The 20,091-nt window shown below is 55.0% G+C and carries 20 protein-coding genes and 1 tRNA gene; 18 read left to right on the plus strand and 3 right to left on the minus strand.

Going from position 1 to position 20,091, the window contains the following annotated elements:
- Positions 1-242: 242 nt before the first annotated feature.
- From proB to WHS46_12980, 18 genes are all read left to right on the plus strand, one after another.
- Positions 243-1,445 carry a glutamate 5-kinase gene (proB, locus tag WHS46_12895; protein MEJ5349573.1) on the plus strand — a complete coding sequence of 401 codons (1,203 nt, stop codon included), beginning with the start codon at positions 243-245 and terminating at the stop codon, positions 1,443-1,445.
- A gap of 35 nt (positions 1,446-1,480) precedes the next feature.
- A complete protein-coding gene (locus WHS46_12900; protein ID MEJ5349574.1) occupies positions 1,481-2,737 on the plus strand; it encodes a glutamate-5-semialdehyde dehydrogenase in 1,257 nt (418 codons plus the stop codon).
- Between the two features lie 102 nt (positions 2,738-2,839).
- Positions 2,840-3,529, plus strand: coding sequence for a nicotinate-nucleotide adenylyltransferase (nadD, locus tag WHS46_12905; protein ID MEJ5349575.1), 690 nt, complete (start codon positions 2,840-2,842; stop codon positions 3,527-3,529).
- Between the two features lie 31 nt (positions 3,530-3,560).
- Positions 3,561-3,977, plus strand: a complete 417-nt coding sequence (rsfS, locus tag WHS46_12910; protein MEJ5349576.1) for a ribosome silencing factor — start codon at positions 3,561-3,563, stop codon at positions 3,975-3,977.
- The gene (locus WHS46_12915) at positions 3,974-5,383 is read left to right on the plus strand and encodes a M48 family metalloprotease (protein MEJ5349577.1); all 1,410 of its coding nucleotides are present in this window, start codon (positions 3,974-3,976) and stop codon (positions 5,381-5,383) included. Before rsfS ends, WHS46_12915 begins: the two co-directional genes overlap by 4 nt.
- Positions 5,384-6,018: 635 nt before the next feature.
- Positions 6,019-7,602 (plus strand): phosphoglycerate dehydrogenase, encoded by a 1,584-nt coding sequence (gene serA / locus WHS46_12920; protein ID MEJ5349578.1) that lies wholly within the window; start codon positions 6,019-6,021, stop codon positions 7,600-7,602.
- An 18-nt stretch (positions 7,603-7,620) separates the two neighbouring features.
- Positions 7,621-8,073 carry a DUF1844 domain-containing protein gene (locus WHS46_12925; protein MEJ5349579.1) on the plus strand — a complete coding sequence of 151 codons (453 nt, stop codon included), beginning with the start codon at positions 7,621-7,623 and terminating at the stop codon, positions 8,071-8,073.
- 207 nt (positions 8,074-8,280) lie between these two features.
- Positions 8,281-9,135 (plus strand): 4-(cytidine 5'-diphospho)-2-C-methyl-D-erythritol kinase, encoded by an 855-nt coding sequence (ispE, locus tag WHS46_12930; protein MEJ5349580.1) that lies wholly within the window; start codon positions 8,281-8,283, stop codon positions 9,133-9,135.
- 24 nt (positions 9,136-9,159) lie between these two features.
- A tRNA-Gln gene (locus WHS46_12935) sits at positions 9,160-9,234 on the plus strand.
- 103 nt (positions 9,235-9,337) lie between these two features.
- Entirely contained in the window at positions 9,338-10,273 is a 936-nt protein-coding gene (locus WHS46_12940; protein MEJ5349581.1) for a ribose-phosphate pyrophosphokinase, read from the plus strand.
- A 40-nt stretch (positions 10,274-10,313) separates the two neighbouring features.
- Positions 10,314-10,943: a 50S ribosomal protein L25/general stress protein Ctc gene (locus WHS46_12945; protein ID MEJ5349582.1), complete on the plus strand. Its 630-nt coding sequence runs from the start codon at positions 10,314-10,316 to the stop codon at positions 10,941-10,943.
- A 51-nt stretch (positions 10,944-10,994) separates the two neighbouring features.
- A complete protein-coding gene (gene pth / locus WHS46_12950) occupies positions 10,995-11,609 on the plus strand; it encodes an aminoacyl-tRNA hydrolase (protein MEJ5349583.1) in 615 nt (204 codons plus the stop codon).
- 53 nt (positions 11,610-11,662) lie between these two features.
- On the plus strand, positions 11,663-13,657 hold the full coding sequence (locus WHS46_12955; protein ID MEJ5349584.1) for a sodium-translocating pyrophosphatase: 1,995 nt from the start codon (positions 11,663-11,665) through the stop codon (positions 13,655-13,657).
- A 241-nt stretch (positions 13,658-13,898) separates the two neighbouring features.
- Positions 13,899-14,378, plus strand: coding sequence for a CarD family transcriptional regulator (locus WHS46_12960; protein MEJ5349585.1), 480 nt, complete (start codon positions 13,899-13,901; stop codon positions 14,376-14,378).
- 175 nt (positions 14,379-14,553) lie between these two features.
- The gene (locus WHS46_12965) at positions 14,554-15,582 is read left to right on the plus strand and encodes a PIN domain-containing protein (protein ID MEJ5349586.1); all 1,029 of its coding nucleotides are present in this window, start codon (positions 14,554-14,556) and stop codon (positions 15,580-15,582) included.
- Positions 15,583-15,589: 7 nt separating this feature from the next.
- The gene (locus tag WHS46_12970) at positions 15,590-16,594 is read left to right on the plus strand and encodes an RluA family pseudouridine synthase (GenBank protein MEJ5349587.1); all 1,005 of its coding nucleotides are present in this window, start codon (positions 15,590-15,592) and stop codon (positions 16,592-16,594) included.
- Between the two features lie 101 nt (positions 16,595-16,695).
- Complete coding sequence (locus tag WHS46_12975) at positions 16,696-16,920, plus strand: transcriptional coactivator p15/PC4 family protein (protein MEJ5349588.1); 225 nt, start codon at positions 16,696-16,698, stop codon at positions 16,918-16,920.
- Positions 16,921-17,469, plus strand: coding sequence for a hypothetical protein (locus WHS46_12980; GenBank protein MEJ5349589.1), 549 nt, complete (start codon positions 16,921-16,923; stop codon positions 17,467-17,469).
- A gap of 205 nt (positions 17,470-17,674) precedes the next feature.
- Here WHS46_12980 and WHS46_12985 read toward each other — a convergent pair whose 3' ends face one another.
- From WHS46_12985 to WHS46_12995, 3 genes are read right to left on the minus strand one after another with little or no spacing between them, the layout of a single operon-like run.
- Positions 17,675-18,385 carry an ABC transporter ATP-binding protein gene (locus WHS46_12985; protein ID MEJ5349590.1) on the minus strand — a complete coding sequence of 237 codons (711 nt, stop codon included), beginning with the start codon at positions 18,383-18,385 and terminating at the stop codon, positions 17,675-17,677.
- Positions 18,382-19,107 (minus strand): ABC transporter ATP-binding protein, encoded by a 726-nt coding sequence (locus tag WHS46_12990; protein MEJ5349591.1) that lies wholly within the window; start codon positions 19,105-19,107, stop codon positions 18,382-18,384. The genes WHS46_12985 and WHS46_12990 overlap by 4 nt, the downstream gene beginning before the upstream one ends.
- The gene (locus WHS46_12995; GenBank protein MEJ5349592.1) at positions 19,100-20,089 is read right to left on the minus strand and encodes a branched-chain amino acid ABC transporter permease; all 990 of its coding nucleotides are present in this window, start codon (positions 20,087-20,089) and stop codon (positions 19,100-19,102) included. Before WHS46_12995 ends, WHS46_12990 begins: the two co-directional genes overlap by 8 nt.
- Positions 20,090-20,091: the final 2 nt, after the last annotated feature.

Here is a 20,091-nt window from a genome sequence, read left to right on the forward strand (position 1 = left end):
GCTGGTGAGACGACAAGGCCTGATGGCTTTAGTAGAGAGGAGTTGTCACCTCGGCCTTCCGATCTGGCACGGAGCCTTCAGCACTTGGAGCCTGACCATTCACACACTTTATGATTTTGCGACTGGCCATTTCAGGACTTCAAGTTTCCCCCTTTACGACTTCACGCTTCACGATCTACGATTTCATGAATCACGACTTCACGATTTACGATTTCACGACACACATGGAGGTAGGGTCCTTGATGTCGACTTTCGGTGAGACGCTGGAAGGGGTGGCGTTGGACGGGGACGTTTTCGATCAGATACAGCAAGACATTCCGGATCGATCGTCCTGGTTTCGACGCTGCCGTCGGGTGGTGGTGAAGGTGGGGAGTGCCGTTCTGACGACGCCTCGAGGCCTCGATCGCGTGATCATTCATCGGCTGACCGATCAAATTGTGGAGCTCAAAAACCGTGGCCATGAGGTGCTCATCGTTTCCTCGGGAGCGGTGGCTTCCGGCATGCGCAAAGTGGGCCTCAAGGAAAAACCTCGAACCATTCCACAAAAACAGGCGACCGCCGCCATCGGCCAGACCTTTCTCATGAACGCCTGGGAAGAGGCCTTTGACAAATTTGAACTTCTTACGGCCCAAATCCTTTTGACCAACGAAGACCTTGCCCATCGGCACCGGTACCTCAACGCGCGCAACACACTGGAAACCCTCTTGGACTGGAACATTGTTCCGGTGGTGAACGAAAACGACACGGTCGTAGTGGAAGAAATCAAGTTCGGAGACAACGACCAGCTTTCGGCACTGATTGCTGGCTTGGTGGCCGCTGACCTAGTGGTCATTCTGACCGATACGGAAGGCTTGTACGACTGCGATCCTCGAACCCATACCGACGCTCGATTGATACGCGTGGTCCACGGATTCAGCCCGAAACTGACGGCTTGTGCCACCCCGGAGCCTGGAGCCGTGGGAACGGGAGGCATGTTAAGCAAGTTGCAAGCTGCCAAGAAATGTCTGGCATCGGGTATTCCCATGGTCATCGGGCCGGGTCGAGAAAAAGATGTTCTGGTTCGCCTCTTTGATGGAGAACCCCTAGGCACGCTCTTTTTGCCCAAGCGGCGTCTGTATCACGGCAAGAAGATTTGGTTGGCCAATTTGCCCAAGCCTGCCGGGGAATTAGTGCTGGATCAAGGTGCTGTGCGGGCTTTACAGAAGGCGGGTAAATCCCTTTTGCCTATTGGGATTCGTGAAGTGCGCGGCACTTTTGGTGTGGGAGCCGCCGTACGCTGCGTAGACGAAAAGGGAGCCCTGGTGGGCGTGGGCTTGACCAACTATCGGTCCGGAGAAATCGAACGCATCAAGGGGCATCACACGGAAGACATTGAGCGTCTGCTGGGCTATAAGCACTCGGATGAAGTCATCCATCGAAACAATTTCGTTCTCAATGAACCATAGCCTTCAAACTCGCACCGACAAAGAGGGAGCACGGTATGGGTTACAGGGAAGAAATGACGGAAATGGGAAGGCGGGCACGGGAGGCGGCGCACCTCATGGCCAAGGCGGGCATGACCGTCAAGCAGCTTTTTCTGGAAAAGACAGCGGATCGTATCCTTGCCGAGCGGGAGCGTATCGCCGAAGCCAACGCTTTGGATATTGCGGAGGCGGAAGAAAAAGGGCTGCCTAAAGCCAAGGTGGATCGACTGCGCCTGACCGAGAAGGTCATCAAGGAAATGACGGACGGTTTGCGCCAGGTGGCGCAACTTCCCGACCCGGTTGGCCAGGTCACAAGCCTATGGACTCGACCCAATGGGTTACGCGTGGGCCGAATGCGCATACCCTTGGGAGTGGTGGGCATCATCTATGAATCACGACCCAACGTCACGGTGGATGCGGCTGGATTGTGCATCAAGGCCGGAAATGCCGTCATTTTGCGTGGAGGATCCGAAGCTTTTCATTCCAACCGATGTCTGGCTCAAATTCTTCAGGAAACCCTTGCGCACGTGGGCTTGCCTGAGACGGCCGTTCAAGTGGTGGGGACTACCGACCGTGAGGCGGTGCTCGAGCTTTTACGCTTGGAAGAGTACATCGATGTGATGATTCCTCGAGGAGGTGAAGATCTGATTCGTTTCGTAGCGGAAAACGCGCGCATGCCTGTTTTGAAGCATTATAAAGGAGTTTGCCATATTTACGTGGATGAAAGGGTGGATTTAGAGATGGCCGAGCGGGTGTGCCTGAACGCCAAGGTGCAACGGCCTGGAGTGTGCAATGCCATGGAAACCCTTTTGGTGCATCGCAAGGTGGCTCCCACGTTCTTGCCACGCATGGCCGAAACCTTTCGTCGCCATGGCGTTGAACTGCGAGGATGCCCGGAAACCTGTCGGCTTGTGCCTGAATGTAGGCCAGCTACCGAAGAGGATTGGGGCATGGAATATCTGGACTTGGTGCTGGCCGTCAAAGTGGTGGAATCCATGGATGAAGCCATCGAACATATTACCCACTACGGGTCTAACCACACGGAAGCGATCCTCACGGAAGATTTTGACCGAGCCATGCGTTTCGTGCAGGAAGTTCAATCCAGTCTGGTTTTGGTGAACGCTTCCACAAGATTCAACGACGGGTACCAGTTGGGGCTGGGAGCGGAGATCGGCATTTCTACCTCACGATTACACGCCTTTGGGCCTATGGGCGTCGAAGAACTGACGACCACGAAGTTCATTGCTTTTGGAACTGGACAGCTTCGGGAGTAACAACATGAAGAGGGGTTGGGAACGGAGGAAACGCGCTCCTTTCCAAGAAATCGTCACCAGCCTTTTTGTGAAAGCTAGCAAGGGAAGGATCTTGCAGGGGTCATGAGCCGGCATGGTCCGGAACGCGTCGGTATTCTGGGAGGCACCTTCAATCCGGTGCATGTGGGTCATTTACGCATGGCCGAAGAGGCCTTGGAAGCTTTGGCCCTGGACCTGTGCCTGTTCATTCCGGCGTGGGTGCCCCCTCACAAACCCGATCCAGACCTGGTTTCTTACGAACACCGATGGCATATGCTGGAACTGGCTCTGGCCGGGCATCCACGCTTTCGCATCTCGGACGTGGAAAAACGCTTGGAGGGAACATCCTACACGGTGCGCACTTTACGTGCCTTGTGTGCCGAACTGCCACCTCAAACCCAACTGTTTCTTCTGGTGGGTACCGACGCTTTTTTTGAAATGGCCACCTGGTGGCGTTACCGTGAAATCTTCCGGTTAGCTTTCGTGGCGGTCCTGCAAAGACCAGGGACCGTGCAAAAAGATCCTCTGCAATTCCTTCGCACGCACGTGTCTACGGACTATGAACAGGATCCAGCGGTGATCAAAGGAGAGCCCATGGTGGAGGGGACGACCTACCGATCGCCGACTTTGCTTTCGGTGGTGAGCCTAAACACCACACGGCTGGATATCGCCTCATCCCGCATTCGAGCCTTGAGGGCTCGAGGAAAATCCATTCGATTTCTGGTCCCTGACGCGGTGATGGATTATATTATGGAAAAAGGATTGTATCGTTGAAAGATCCCAAAGAGCCCTAAAGGGAGGAAGAATGGCCGAACAAATAAAACATTCCAAGAACACACGCACCCGCATGGACCCTTTGTTCAAGGCGCTTTCCTGCGCCAAGGAAGCCGACAATCGTAAGGCTTTGGATATTGTTCTTTTGGATGTTTCCAAGATCACCACCCTGGCGGATTATTTTCTCATCTGCAGCGGTCGCTCCAGCCGTCAGGTGCAAGGGATTGCGGAAGCGGTGCAGACCCGACTTCGGGAATTGGGGGTACGCCCGTTGGGGGTGGAAGGGGAAAGGGAAGGACACTGGGTCCTTTTGGACTATGGAGATGTGATTATGCACATTTTCTATCAACCCATTCGAGAGGTTTACGATTTGGAGAGCTTGTGGTCAGAAGGGGCCGTGGTGCCTTTGGATGAGCACCTGGTGGTTCCAAACGGGGAACGAGGATGACACGTCGATGGCGAAGAGCCTTATGTGTGAGCCTTATGGTGTGCCTGCTTCACGGAGTGGGACCATGGCGCTGCTGGGCTTTGGATTTGGGCGAAGAAAAGGAATTGGGCCGTAAGCTTTTGCAGACGGTTCGAGAACATTTTCGCCTTGTTGAAGATCCTGAAGTGGCCGGATATGTGCAAGCGGTGGGTAAGCGAGTGGAGCGTGCGATAGGGCCTACCCATTACGATTACGCCTTTTTCGTCATTGACGACAACACCCCTAACGCATTCGCCATTCCTGGAGGCTATGTCTTCATCTTTCGAGGCCTCATGGAACTCATGGAATCCGAAGCCGAACTGGCGAGTATTCTGGCACATGAGCTCGCTCACGTGCAGTCCCGCCACATTCACAAGAAACTGGAAAAAGGTCGTATGCTTAGTATCGCCGCCATTGCGGGCGTTCTGGCGGGAGCTTTTCTGGGTCTGGAAAGCAATGCGGCCCAAGCCCTTGCCGTGGGAACCATGGCGGGTGTGCAAACGTTGCAATTGAAGTACAGCCGCGAGAACGAAGAAGAAGCCGACCGGTTGGGCTTTGAGTACTTGGTGTCGGCAGGCTACGATGCTCGAGCCATGGTGACCGTTATGCAAAAGATGCGGCGCATGAATTGGCAGAGCGATTCCCGCGTGCCTTCTTATCTGATGACCCATCCGGCCTTGGGGGAACGGGTGGGTTATTTGGAGCAGCTCGTGGAGCGCAAGGGATCTCGACCGTCGACCCAAAGGGTTCGAGACCCTGTGGGGGACTATCCCTTGGTGCAAGCCATTTTGCTCAGTCGCCATGCTGAGTTTGAGGCGGCTCAAAGCCGCTTTCAGGGTTGGTTGGAAGATTCAAGCCGCAAACCGGCAGCCCTCTATGGGCTTGGACGCTTGAATCTGGACAAGGGGCGCCTGAACGAGGCTTTGAATTTTCTTCGCCAAGCGGCCCTTTTCAAACCTTCAAGCGCTCTGGTGCTCACCAGCCTTGGGGAAGCTTATCATCGGCTGGGTCAGCTGGAAGAAGCGGAGAGATTCCTGCGTTCAGCTCTTGCTCTTGACTATGAATCACCCATGGTGCACTTGCGCTTAGGTCTCCTGTATCAGGAACAGGGGAAATGGAAGGAAGCTTTGCAACACTTGAAAAGGGCGGAAGAGCTGTCACCGCTTAGTAGCGAGCTGGATTATCAACTGGGGGTGGTTTACGGGCGCATGCAGGACTTGGGGCCGGCACATTATTATTTAGCCCGTTATGCCATGAGGCGTGGGGAGGTGAAACTGGTGGCGTTTCACTTGGAAAAAGCCAAGAGTTACCTGCCGGCCTCTGATGAGCGTCTTCGAGAACTGGAACGGTGGCTTAAAGAGGCGAAGAAATCCCCCCGTGGTTCCTAAGTGCCTTGGATCCGCATTGTGGAGGGCTGGGACGAGGTGATGGTTTGAAGGATGGCTTCGTGGGCGGCGGAGCTGTGGAAGGGTCGAGACACTCGGCCTTGTGTGGTGATTTTGAGTGTTGGGTGTGACGTCCCTGCGGGTTGTCGGGACGGACCCGAGTGTCCGCCCCAAAGGATTGTCGTGCCTGAACGGCCCGGGGGCGGACCCATGGGTCCGGACCTATAGGGGTCAATCAAGAGGGAGGGTTTTGAGCCAACCCTGCGGGTGGACCTAGGGGTATGTTTGAGAACGAATGACTCCGAGGGAGCGCGGGCGTCCCGCCCGCACAAATGACGGGCGAGAGGTCGCATTCCAAGAAAAAACACAGTTTCGGGCTTGTAGGGGCCAGGCGCGACCTCGCTCCTATCTTGAAATGGCATTAAAAACCATGGTGTCGCGAGTTCTCGGACACGATCCCGGAAAAGTTCGGTGGGCTTTGGGTTTCCTGCGACGACTTCGACCTTTCCCTTCACGAGCAACTTCTTGACGATCTTGGAAAAGCAGTGCTACACATGCACCCTACATCTTAGGGGGAAGTGTGACATGGCATCGAGCCTCGACCCAACCAAAGGGTCTTGGGCGTGAAGGAGGGACCCATGAAAATTTTGGTCAGTGACAACCTGTCGGAGTCGGGCATTGAAAAGCTCAAGGCTGTTCCCGGTTTTGAGGTGGAAGTGAACACGAGCCTGACCCATGAAGAGCTGGTCAGCATTATTAAAGAATACGATGCCTTAATTATTCGCAGTGCCACCAAGGTGACGCGGGACGTGATTGAAGCCGCCGACAACTTGAAGGTCATCGGAAGAGCCGGTATCGGGTTGGATAACGTGGACATTCCTGCGGCGACCAAGCGCGGCATCGTGGTCATGAACACGCCGGAGGGGAACGTGATCACGACCGCCGAACACACCATCGCCATGCTTATGGCCTTGTCCCGTAATATTCCTCAGGCCAACAAATCCATGAAGGAAGGCAAATGGGAAAAGAAAAAATTTCGAGGCAAGGAAGTCTTCAATAAGACTCTGGGCGTGGTGGGGATTGGGCGTATCGGCCGTGTCGTGGCGGATCGGGCCAAGGGACTGAAGATGAACGTGATTGCCTTTGACCCTTACATCAACGAAGAAACCATTCGAAAGTTGGGGGTGGAGGCTGTCAGTTTCGATGATCTGCTCGCTCGAGCTGATTACATTACGGTGCACACGCCCATGACCCAGGAGACCCGGAACCTCATCAACAAAGAAGCCTTCAAGAAAATGAAGCCAGGTGTCTTCATCATTAACTGTGCCCGTGGAGGTATCGTCAACGAGCAGGATCTTTATGAAGCGATTCAGGAAGGAATTGTGGCCGGTGCGGCCTTAGATGTGTTTGTGGAAGAACCCCCGAAGAACAATCCTTTGTTGGAACTGGACAAGGTGATCGCCACACCGCATTTGGGAGCATCCACGGATGAAGCTCAGGAAAACGTGGCCTTGGCCGTGGCCGACCAGGTTATTGATTACTTGCTCAACGGAACCATTCGAAACGCGGTCAACGCCCCGGCCATTGACGGAGAGGTTTTGGCCACCATGCGGCCGTACCTCGAGCTTTCCGAAAAACTGGGGTGCCTCGTGCAGCAGATCACACGGGGAGCGCCGCAGGAGATTTCCATCGAATACGTGGGCGATGTGTGCCAGTTGAAAGACACCAAACCGCTCACCATTTCGGTGCTCAAAGGGATTCTGACACCCATGTTGGGCGAACAGGTCAATTTCGTCAACGCTCCGATCCATGCCAAAGAGCGGGGCATTCGTGTCACAGAGAGTCTGCGCGCGGAGGCCGAAGATTTTACAAACCTTATCAGCATCTACATGAAGACGTCCCAAGACGAAAACCTGGTGGCGGGAACCATTTTCGGCAAGAAAGATGTGCGGTTGGTACGCATCAACGATTTTCGCCTAGAAGCCGCCATGGAAGGGCACCTGGTGCTCATCTACAACATCGATACGCCAGGTACCATCGGTGCCATCGGCACATGTCTGGGGCGGCACAATATCAATATTTCTATGATGGATGTGGGGCAGGTGTTGGAGCGAGGTCAAAACATTATTTTGTTGCGAACCGATACCCCCGTGCCACCGGAAGTGGTCAAGGAACTGCTCTCATTGGAGAACGTCAACATCGTGCAGATTTTGGAACTTTAGCCGAGTGACGGAGGACCTATGGAAGAGCAGCAAAAGAAAGGCTTTGTCGTTCGGGACCGGCGAAAAATCGTCCTGGATGACATAGAGTCCAAAGAAACGGAGGCTTCCGCCAAGAAAACGGCTGAAGAAACGGAACCGCAGAAACCGCAGGAGCCTTCCTCCCAGGAAAAGGCGAAGACGGAGGCGGACCAAGCCGGGCGCAAGACTGAAAGCATCGGCACCTATCCTCAGGTGACCTTTTCCACCTTTGTTTTTTCGCTGAGTTCCTCGGCATTGGTGCATTTGGGGGAGGTTCCCGATCCGAGTACCCAGAAAGTGGAAAAGGACCTTCCCTTAGCCAAGCAGATCATTGACACTCTGGCGATGCTCCAGGAAAAAACCAAGGGCAACCTGGACAAGGACGAGGAGCAATTGCTTCAGACGGTGCTCTATGATCTACGGCTGCGCTTCGTCAAGCAATGCGGCTCGTAGCCACCGGATTGAAGAAAGATCCTTAAGCGGCGTCGTGGATCGGGCGTACAGGCTGCGCCCCCTCGACGCCGGTTTCACCCCCTAGGCCATACCGGCAAGCCATGCGAACATCCTTACCCTAAAAAATCTCTACCTTTTCATGCTTTCCTTTCAAGCCACGGGCCTTGGCCCGGTGCTCAGAGGGCGTTTACCACAAGGAACAGTTTCATGAAGGTGACGGTGACGGCGTGCGCAAAGATCAATTTATGGCTTGAAGTGATTCGAAAACGGCCTGACGGCTACCATGACCTTTCCAGCCTCATGCTTCCGATAGGCATACATGATCGCCTAATGATCGAGACGGGTTCGAAAGGGTTTCACTTGTCCTGCACGCATCCCGACGTTCCTACAGATGATCGAAATCTGGTATGGCGTGCGGCCGATGCCTTTTTTGATCGATCTGGATGGTCTATTGGATTGCACGTGCATCTGGTGAAAGAAATTCCTGTAGGAGCCGGCTTGGGGGGAGGCAGTGCCGATGCGGCGGCTTTGCTTACCTTTCTCAACACTCTCGCCCCGAGTCCCCTAAGCGACCAAGACCTCCATGAGCTTGCCCGAGGGCTTGGGGCGGATGTGCCGTTTTTTCTGCTGGGTCGTCCGGCTTTGGCCATGGGCGTCGGGGATCAATTGCAGCCTGTCTTCGGCGTGCCTCAGTATCCTCTGCTTTTGGTGAAGCCTTCCTATGCCGTGTCTACCGCCTGGGCTTACGGGAGTTTGAAGTTGACAAGGGGGTGCAGTCGCATTAAGATCGACACGCTGTTGGCCTGCCCTCTCAACCCGGCGTCATGTCTGGAGAATGATTTGGAAAGCGTGGTCACGCAAGCCTATCCGGACGTTGCCGCCATCAAAGGGTGGTTGCTGCGCAACGGGGCCGTAGGGGCGCTCATGACGGGGAGCGGTCCTACGGTTTTTGGCATCTTTGAAACCATGGATCAAGCCATGGTCGCCGCCAAGCGGATGCCGGATTCGTGGCGTCGATACTGGTGGGCGGTCACCACCACGCTTCAGGGTCCGCCGTCTTAAGGCGAGGGTCACGCCTCCGCCTGTTGGGGTGTCGCCAAGGGGTAAGGCACGGGTCTTTGGAACCCGCATTCGGAGGTTCGAATCCTCCCACCCCAGCCAACAATGTGGTGAAAAGGAAGGCCGAAGATGCCCAGGGCCTGGTGCGGGGAGAGGTCAGGCGGCGGACGAAGGATCGGCGCTATGGGGGACGGGTCGGAGGAGCATGCGCAGTCGGATGAAGGTGTTTGCCGGGTCGTCCAACCCGACACTGGCAGAAAGTGTCTGCCGCCATTTGGGCCTGTCCTTGGGCAAAGCCTTGGTGACGCGGTTCTCCGACGGGGAGATTCGTGTCGAAATCGGAGAAAATGTTCGAGGGGTAGACGCATTCATCATCCAGTCCACGTGCCGACCGGTCCATGACCACCTGATGGAGCTTCTGCTCATGGTGGATGCCCTTAGAAGGGCGTCGGCGCAGCGGATCAATGCGGTCATTCCCTATTACGGGTATGGGCGAAGAGATCAAAAGGACAAGCCTCGAGTGCCTATTACCGCCAAAATGGTGGCCAATCTTTTGAGTGCCGCCGGTGTGGATCGAGTGGTGTCCTGTTCGTTGCATGCCGGGCAGATTCAAGGTTTTTTTCGCCTGCCCGTGGACGATATTCCAGGGCATTGTTTCGTTATGGATAAGATTCAAAGGGAAGTGACCCAGAACAGCGTAGTGGTAGCCCCTGACGCCGCAGGGGTGGCGCGGGCACGCGTTTTGGCTGAAAAACTGGGACTGCCCTTGGCCATCATTCATCAGGAGAATGAAACGGGACAAAGAGACCCCGTGGTGGTGGGCGATGTCAAGGACCGATCCGTCATCATCTACGATGACATGGTGGACACGGGAACAAAGGTCTGTGCGGCGGCACAGGCCGTTAAGGCCTTCGGGGCCCGGGAAGCGTCGGCTTTCTGTGTTCATGGGGTGCTGTCCTCGGGAGCTGTAGAGCGCATCGAGGCGTCGCCGCTTCGGCGATTGGTGGTGACCGACACCATCCCTTTGGAAAAAAAAACGGCGGCATCCTCGAAAATCGAAACGGTCAGTGTGGCGCCCCTTTTGGCTCAGGTGATGGATCATATTCATCGAGATGAATCGGTAAGCCGCCTCTTTCCTTAGCGGTGCGATCCTCGATGCATCTTTCATGTGGAGGCGATAAATGGCGATGTTGGAGTTGTCGGCGAAGGTTCGAACACAAACAGGAAAAGGTCCTGCCAGGCGGCTGCGTCAAAGAGAATGGGTTCCGGCCGTGTGCTACGGACCGAAAACCCCTCCCCTTCCCCTATCTGTTCCCTTGAACCAGTTGCTCAAGTGCTTGCAGGATATGGGTGAAGAAACCCGGTTGATCCCTTTGGTGGTGGATGAGGGGGGTAAGCAGACCACCAAAAAGGTCATTATTCGCGAAGTTCAGAGGCATCCGTACAAGCGGCGGGTGATTCATGTGGACTTTCATGAAGTGGCGCTCGATATGCCCATAACCGCCGATGTGCCTTTGGAAATCGTGGGCACCCCTGTAGGTGTCACGGAAGGGGGTATGCTCAACCAGATTCGCTACAGCCTTTCGGTACGTTGCCTTCCTACGGAAATTCCAGAGAAAATCACGCTGGATGTGAGCCATCTTGGCAAAGGGGAATCGTTGCATGTTTCGGATCTTCGGGGAAAGTATCCCTTTGAGATCTTGGACGAGGACAGTTATACTGTGCTGACCGTGGCAGCTCCAGAATCGGAAGAAGCGCCTGAAGAACTGGAATCATCAACAGAAGGGGGAGAGGAGGTGACAAAGGCGTAGGTGGTTGAAGGGGGTTTCTGCCCGAAGACCGAGGGCCGAAAGACTTCCACCGTGGCACAGATTCGCGTCGTGGTCGGGCTGGGCAATCCCGGCCGTCGCTACGAGGGCACGCGGCACAATGCGGGGTTCGCCGTGGTGGACGCTTTGGCTTCAGGCTACGGCGTTAGTCTTCAGGAGCGGAAGTTTTCGGCGCAGTGGGCGGAAGGCTTGGTGGCGGGACAGAGGGTCCTTTTCATCAAGCCGACAACGTACATGAATCGAAGCGGAGAAGCCGTCGAGACCATGCTTCAGTATTTTAAGATTCCGCATTCTCAGATGCTTGTGGTTCACGACGATCTGGACCTGCCCTTGGGGCGTCTGAAGATCGTGCGCCAGGGGGGTGCGGGAGGTCATCGAGGGGTGGCGTCCATTATGGAATGGGTGGGCGGCGGCGATTTTCCTCGTCTCAAATTGGGCATCGGGCGTCCTCGATACGGAGAAACGGTCGAGGATTTTGTTTTAAGCTCCCCATATGAAGATGAGCGGGACCGATTCGATCGCATGGTGGCCTACGGCGCCGAGGCGGCTCGAGCCGTCTTGGAAGAGGGCGTGGATGCGGCCATGAACCTCTACAATCAGAGGAAGGCAGCGGATATGACGCTCACGCGGGCGGAAACGCAGCAGTAAATTTTTTTGGCCTGTCAAGTTAAATTTTGCACAAGGTAAAGGAGGATGGGAGCATGCTCAACTACACGATCTATGCACCGATCTTTGGCGTGGTTGGATTCTTGTTGGCTTTTATGATCTTCCTCTGGGTCAAGAAGCAGCCCCCCGGCACGGAAAAGATGCAGGAACTTGAGGAAATGATTCACGTGGGAGCCATGGCCTTTCTTAAGACCGAATACTCGGTCCTGCTCATCTTTATCGCCGTGGTGGCCGGTCTTCTCTATTTCGGTGTGAATCCGCAGACGGCCTACTGCTTCCTGGGTGGTGCGACCTGCTCGATCATTGCCGGTTTTACGGGCATGACCGCGGCGACTCGCGGCAATTCCAGGACCGCTTGGGCGGCCAATCAGTGGGGTCAGGCCAAGGCCTTGACCGTATCCTATTTCTCGGGTTCGGTTATGGGGCTTTCCGTGGCCGGCCTTGGGCTTTTGGGTGTCGGCGTGGCGTACTATTTCTTTGGTGGAGATCCTGAGACGGCCAACTACATCAACGGTTTTGCCATGGGTGCCAGCTCCATCGCTCTGTTTGCTCGTATGGGAGGCGGTATCTACACCAAAGCGGCCGACGTGGGCGCCGACCTGGTGGGCAAAGTGGAAGCCGGTATTCCGGAAGATGACCCGCGTAACCCCGGTGTCATTGCGGATAACGTCGGCGACAACGTGGGCGACATCGCAGGCATGGGCGCTGATATTTTTGAGTCCTATGTGGGCTCCATCATCGCGACCATCGCCATTGCCGCCACCATGCCACAGGAAATGCTCCAGGGTGCGGACCGGGCGGCTTATATGGCCATGCCCCTTTTGGTGGTCATGGGCGGATTGATTGCTTCGGCGCTGGGTGTTTTCAGCTTGAAGGCCATGAGCGGCATGAACCCCCAGAGCGCCCTGCGTTATACGACCTTTGTGGCGGCCATTGCTTTTGTAGGCATCACCTATTACATCGACAAAGCGCTTGGATTGCCCATGGGTGTTTTCTATGCCGTGGTGAGCGGTCTCGTGGTGGGTATCATCATCGGGCTTTTGGCGGAATACTATACCTCCATGGCACCGGTCAGAAAGATTGCGGCGCAGTCTGAAACGGGTCCGGCCACGGTGATCATTGCGGGTCTGGCCGTGGGTATGGAAAGTGTGGCTTTGCCGGTTATCGGTATCTGTGCGGCGACCTACATTGCCTATGTGACGGGCGGGATCTACGGCATCGGTATTTCGGCGGTGGGTATGCTGGCCACGGTTGGTGCCACCATGACTGTGGACGCCTATGGACCTATCGCCGACAACGCCGGCGGCATCTCGGAAATGGCGGAACTGGGTCCTGAAACCCGCGCCATCACCGACAGTCTGGATGCTCTTGGAAACACCACAGCGGCCATCGGTAAAGGTTTTGCCATCGGCGCCGCGGCCCTGACCGCCGTGGCTCTGTTCCAGGCTTTCGCTCAGGCGGCCAAGCTGACCAGCATCGACATCACAAATCCCTACGTGACCATCGGCGCTTTGATCGGCGGCATTGTGCCCTTCATCGTGGCTGCTTTGACCATGACGGCCGTGGGTGATGCCGCGTTTGACATGGTGGAAGAAATTCGTCGTCAGTTCCGTGAAATTCCGGGCCTGATGGAAGGCAAGGGCAAGCCCGATCCGGCACGCTGCGTGGCCATTGCCACCAAAGGCGCCATTCGCCGCATGATGGCACCGGGTCTTGTGGGTGTTACGGTTCCCGTGGTCGTGGGCTTCCTCATTGGCCCGGAGGCTCTGGGTGGCACCCTTCTCGGCTGCACCATAAGCGGTGTGATGCTGGCTCTGTTCATGGCCAACGGCGGCGGTGCTTGGGACAATGCCAAGAAGTACATTGAAAAGGGCCATTTCGGCGGCAAAGGTTCCGACAATCACAAAGCGGCTGTCGTGGGCGATACCGTCGGCGACCCGTTCAAGGATACTTCCGGCCCGACCATGAACATTCTTATCAAGCTTGTGTCGGTCATTTCGCTGGTCATCGCTCCTTTGCTCATCCGCTAAGAGCCGATCAGGCCTTGTGAACGAAAGGGCCCCCGAATTTTTGGGGGCCCTTTTCAAGGTTTTGAAACCTTCGGCGCCATCGACTCCAACCTGCGTTCCGACCTCGGTTTGCCCTTTGCAGTGCCATCTCAAGGTGTTATTATTTTAAAACTTATGGGTGCTTAGGCCCGCCGAAAGGGCCCCTTTGCTCAGACCGTCTCTTACAGAGCGCTCCACGTTGGAAAGAGACAGGGAGGTCAGGATGTTTAAGGTCGGGGATCTTGCCGTGTATCCGGCGCATGGCGTCGGCAAAATTGAAGCCATTGAAACCAAGTCCATCGGCGGTCATTCCCAAGACTTCTACATCATGCGCATCCTGGAAAACGACATGAAGATCATGATTCCGGTCCAGAACGCGCAGGTGGTCGGACTGCGCCGGCTCATCAGTGTGGATGAGGTCCACCAAGTCTACGAAATTCTACGCCGCCGAGAGATCTCGGTCAATTCCACCACTTGGAACAGGCGCTATCGAGAATACATGGAAAAAATCAAAACAGGCTCCATTTACGAACTGGCGGAGGTGCTTCGGGATCTGACCGTGCTTCAAAGCGACAAGGAATTGAGCTTTGGGGAACGCAAGATGCTGGAAACAGCTCGAGCGCTTCTGGTGACGGAAGTGGCCATGGCGAGAGGGGCTCAGGAAAGCCAGATTGCCTGTGAAATCGATGAGATTCTTCGATAGATGATTGCCTGGGTTTTTTCGGGCAGCCTGAGATCATGAACTGCCATGGCCAATGATTTGTGCGCTCATCGGGGAAGGGGGAGATGAGGACGTCTTTTGATTCTCGAGACGTGAAGCGCAGCAATGGGGAGGTCCTGAAGTCTTAGGCCTTTTATCAGGAAAGGGGGTGAGACATGTGGCTTGGGCCAGTCTGATGACCAAGATTGCCCTGATTGTGGTGTGCAGTGTGGGAGGTTATCTCATTGCCGGTCAGATTGAACGGCTCGCCGCCTATGGATGGGCCCCGTGGGCCGGCGTCGGTGTAGGATTTTGTTTCGCCCTCTTTGCTATCTGGTTGGTTAAGACCGTTCGGCGTTTGCCCATAAAGGTGCTTGTGGGGGGAACCCTAGGGCTGGTGACGGGATTGCTCATTGTCAAGCTGCTGAGCTTCGCTTTCATTGGCATCGAGAATACCACCATTCGTGTTGCCAGTTCTGTGGTTTTGGTATGCATCTTTGGTTATGTGGGCATCGTGGTAGGAAGTATCAAGATTGAAGAACTGGGTTGGCCCAGTTGGCAGTTTTTTCAAAGGTCCGTGGCGGGGCGAGGCACTTCGCTCAAGATTTTGGACACCAGCGCCATTATTGATGGGCGCATCGTCGACATTCTTCAAGCCGGCTTTTTAGAAGGAACCTTAGTCATTCCGGAATTCGTGCTTCAAGAACTTCAACATATCGCCGACAGCACCGACCCATCCCGAAAACTTCGGGGTCGAAGGGGCTTGGACATGCTGAAAAAATTGCAGGAAGAGGAATTGGCGGAGATTCGCATTGAAAGGCAGGATTTTCCTCACCTCACCGAAGTGGACACCAAACTGACGGCGCTGGCCGTGCGCCTGAATGCCTGCATTGTGACCAATGACTATAACTTGTCCAAAGTCGCCGAAGTGCAGGGAATCAGAGTGCTTAACATTAATCGCCTGGCCAGTGCGTTGCGACCTGTGGTGCTTCCTGGCGAGGTGTTACGTCTTCAGATTCTTAAGGAGGGTAAAGAAGAAGGCCAGGGGATTGCTTACTTGGAAGACGGCACCATGGTGGTGGTGGAAAATGCTGCCAAGCTTTTGGGGCAGGAAGTGGAAGCTTCCGTGACAAGCATTCTGCAGACCACCGGAGGTCGAATGATCTTTACCACGTTAAAGCCGTCCGAATCGGGAAGGCGTCACTAGTTGCCTCATGACCAGATCGAAAACAGAAAAGAGATTCTTTCACATTCAGGCGCCGGACAAGGGACGGCGCCTGGATGTTTTTTTGAGCGCTCAGGACCCTGAACGTTCTCGGTCTCAGTACAAGAAATGGATTGAAGCAGGCCTTGTTTTGGTCAACGGACAAAAGGTCAAGCCCGCTTATGTGTTGCAAGAAAACGATAAGGTTTCCGTCGACAGCTTCGATTTCGACGATGCTTCAGAGATCATTGCGGAATCCATGCCCTTGGACGTGCTCTTTGAAGACGACGATTTGATCGTCGTGAACAAGCCCGCGGGCCTGGTGGTGCATCCCGGAGCCGGTCATCGGACGGGGACCCTCGTGCATGGACTTCTCGCGCATTGCCCTCGACTGACGACCCAGGGGGCGCCGTTGCGTCCTGGAATTGTGCACCGATTAGACCAGGAAACGTCCGGGGTTCTGGTGGTGGCCAAAAGTGACACGGCGTATCTCCGTCTCATTGAACAGTTCAAGAGGCATGAAGTACAAAAGGCTTATCTCGCCTATGTGTACGGGAAACCCAGTCCCTCTTCGGGACGATTGCACACCCTTATCGGCCGCCATGAGGTCTACAGGAAAAAGATGGCCGTGGTGGATCGCCTGGGTAAGGAAGCCATCACCCTCTACCAGGTGCGCCGAAGTTGGCAAGATGCCGTTTCTCTTCTGGAAGTACGTATCCTCACAGGACGAACCCATCAGATTCGAGTGCACTGTCAAGCGATGGGCCATCCTGTGCTGGGGGATGGAACCTATGGGGGCGGACGAAGACGAGCGCAACAGGTCCCCAGCGTTGAGATTCGAGCGGCTGTTTATGCCCATGCGCATCGCACCATGCTTCATGCCTGGCGTTTGACCCTCACCCACCCGCGACAGGGAACCTCCATGGAGTTCGAAGCGCCGGTCCCGAAAGATTTTCAGGATCTCTGGAACGCGCTGCAGGAAGCCGTGGCGTCGAAATCGGGTGCGTCGTCGTGAAGGCGTGAAATGGTGGAGTGCTGTCGTTTTCGTTGACAAGACTGCCGGAAAAAGATTTTTTAGGGGGACAGAAAAGCCCAAGAAAAGGAGACAAGAGGTTCATGGCGGAAAATCGACTCATTCATGCCTTTCAAAAAAACGCTCTTGAAGAGATTCGAGTGTCCCTTAATGTTTTTCGCGGCAAGGAGTACATTGATATTCGCGTTTTTTATAAAGGCGACGACGGCGAGTATCATCCTTCCAAAAAGGGTGTAACCCTTTCCCCGGAACTTCTTCCTGATCTTCAAGAGGCCGTGAAGAAGTTGGAGGAAGCCCTCGAGGTCTAAATGCCCGCGGACTCCAGCACGCATCGCAGCCATTTTGTCTGGTGCCTCAAGGAGGAGCGCTACGTTCCTCTGCTGCGATGTCTGACATGCCGACTGTCCTGTGACGTTTCCTTTTCCAAAGCCGCGGATCTGCATGCAGCTCAGTGGGTGGCGGCTGGAAAAATCAAGGAGGCCTATACCATGAAAGCCAAGGCTCGACCTCAGGCGGTTCAGGAACAAAGTTCATCACGTTTCTTCATTGTGGAAAATGGAACGGTTCGGGATTTGGAGCCGCAGGAATACAGCCGAGCCCCAGTGTATGAAACCGTGGGGAGCTACGCCGTGGAACGGCGGTTCGTCAAACCCGAAGGAAAGGTGGACATCGTCTACGAAGGAAAGAAACCACCTCAGCAGACCGTCCCTGTGCTCGTCTCAAACAACGGCACCGCGACGGTGCTTGAATCATGGAAGGATCTGGAGACCCACCCGGAAAGCCTCATGGAAGTCAAAGAAGTGCGCGTTGCCAGGGCCGTCAAACAAGTCTTTGTTCTCAAACCGCTCTGGGACTAACCCAAACCCTACGAACCTGTCGAATCATGAAATGGAGCGCCCGTGCGCGTGACACTTATCCTTCTTGAAAAGGCATCGCTTGGAACAGCTTATCTCGAGTTCTCGGACAAGATCCTTGACGGGGCCAACAGTGCCCCTGCCATTGAGGGACTGTAGGGGCGGAGCTCCGTGTGCGTCCATAACCGACCACGTGCCCTGAGAGGGTTCAAAACCCCAAATAGGCTTCGCGCACCTTCGGATCTTTCTCCAAATCTTGGCTGGATCCATGTTGGACGATGCGCCCCCCTTCGAGAACGTAACAGTAATGGGCGAGACGAAGGGTCTGATGGACGTTTTGTTCCACGATGAGGATGGTCAATCCCATGTGGTTCAGTTCCTTTACCACCCGAAAGATTTCATGCACAAGAATGGGTGCCAATCCAAGGCTTGGTTCGTCGAGCATAATGAGAGTGGGGTCTTGCATGAGACCGCGGCCGATGGCCAGCATCTGCTGTTCCCCACCCGAGAGGGTTTCCGCGATTTGATTTCGTCGTTCGGCAAGTCTTGGAAACAGCTCGTAAACCCGCTTCAGGTTTCGAGTGCGTTTTTCTTTAGCCCGTTTTAAATATGCTCCCAAAATCAGATTTTCTTCTACTGTCATCTTGGGAAACAGCTGTCGACCCTCTGGAATAAGGGTGATCCCCTGAGCTACCACTTCATGAACCGGCAACCCATCGATACGCCGATTCTCGTAGCGAATTTCCCCTCTGCTGACGGCCACAAGGCCGCAAAGGGTCTTGAGGGTCGTGGTCTTTCCGGCCCCGTTGGCTCCGATAAGCGCCACAATCTGGCGTTCTTGGACATTGAAGCTGATCTCCCAAAGGGCCTGAACATCCCCGTAATGGGCGGAAACGGCGTGGACGTGAAGGGCGTTCATGCGACCGACTCTCCAAGATAGGCTTCGATCACCGCGGGATTTTCAGCCACTTCTTTGGGGCTGCCTTCGGCGATCTTTTGTCCGTAATTCAACACCACCACACGATCACTGAGGTTCATGATGACCCTCATGATATGTTCGACAATCAAAATGGTCAGGCCTCGTTCCCTGAGCCGGAGAATCAACTGCACGGTCCTGTCCGCCTCCGTGGGATTGAGACCGGCGATGACTTCGTCCAGCAAAAGCAAGGTTGGCTCCAGAGCTAAGGCTTTACTGATTTCTAATCGCTTTCTGCCCGGAAGCGTGAGACTGGATGCAGGATGGTGCCCCCTGTCGGCCAGTCCCGTCAATTCCAAGATCTTCCAGGCGTGACTTTCCGCGTCTTTTCGTCGTGGATGTTTTAACAAAGAAGCGACCACCACATTGTCGAGGACCGACAAGCCGGCAAAAGGTCTGACGATTTGAAAAGTTCGCCCGATCCCCAGTTTTGCAAGCTCGTAAGGTGCCATTCCAGTAACGTCTCTACCGGCGAACTCTACGCGTCCTCGAGTTGGCCGGTAATAACCACTAATGATATTGAAAAGGGTCGTCTTTCCGGCCCCGTTTGGTCCGATGAGCCCTACGATTTCTTGACGGGCGATGTGGAAACTGACACCATTGACGGCATGCAGCCCCCCAAAGACCTTGGAAACCGAATCCACATGAAGAATCGTCTCAGGCATGGGTGTTCTCCTGGCTCTTTGGTTCACTTCCCCTCTTGGGCCATTTCAGCAGTGAAGCAGACCTTGCGGACGTAAGACTCAGGATCGATCCCCAAAGACCGTCAGGAAGAAAGACCACACTGAAAGCGATAAGAGCTCCTAAAATGATGAGGTATAGCACCTGGTAGTCTGAGAGATAGGCCCAGAAATAGGTCTTGAAGGAGAAAAGGACAACGGCTCCCAAGGCGGGTCCGATCAACGTGCCCAAGCCTCCAAAGACAGCCATGACCACAGCCTGGTCCGTGACGAGGTCTCCCAACGTGGACGCTGGGTCGATGTAGGTAATCCAGTAGGCGTAGACTCCGCCAAGGATTCCCGCAGGACAGGCCGACAAAATGAAAGCCTGAATCTTGATGCGGGTAGGGTTGAGGCCTGAGGCCATGGCACCTTCCTCGTTTTCTCGAATAGCTTTCACCTTGAGTCCAAAGGGCGCCGATTCCAGAAGGAACCACAGAATAAAGAAAACCCCGGCCGTGATCCCTAGCATGACGTAATAGAAAAACTGTGGGTGAAGAAAAGGTGGAAGCCTCATGCCGTCGGGCCCTCCAGTGATGTCCAAAATCAAGGCGATTTGCTGGACGGCTCGAGCCAAAGCCCAGGTGGCGATGGCAAAGTAAGCTCCCTTGAGGCGCAGCGTAGGAATTCCTGCCAACAAAGCGGCGAAGGCGGCCAGCACTCCTCCGGCTGCTACTGCGGCAGCGAAAGGCCATCCTGCTTTCATCATGAGAATGGCGGTCGTGTAAGCGCCGAGACCGAAAAAGGCTCCATGTCCGAAATTCAAATAGCCCGTATACCCGGCCAGCACATCCCACGTGATGGCCAGTCCGATCCACATGACGGCTTCGGTCAAGATACGCAGGTAAAACGTGTCACGCACCACCGAAGGAACTGCCGTGAGACAAAGGGTGAGCCCGAAGGCCCAAAAGACGGGCTTGCGGGGCATGG

The organism is Desulfosoma sp., assembly GCA_037481875.1.
Lineage (GTDB): Bacteria > Desulfobacterota > Syntrophobacteria > Syntrophobacterales > DSM-9756 > Desulfosoma.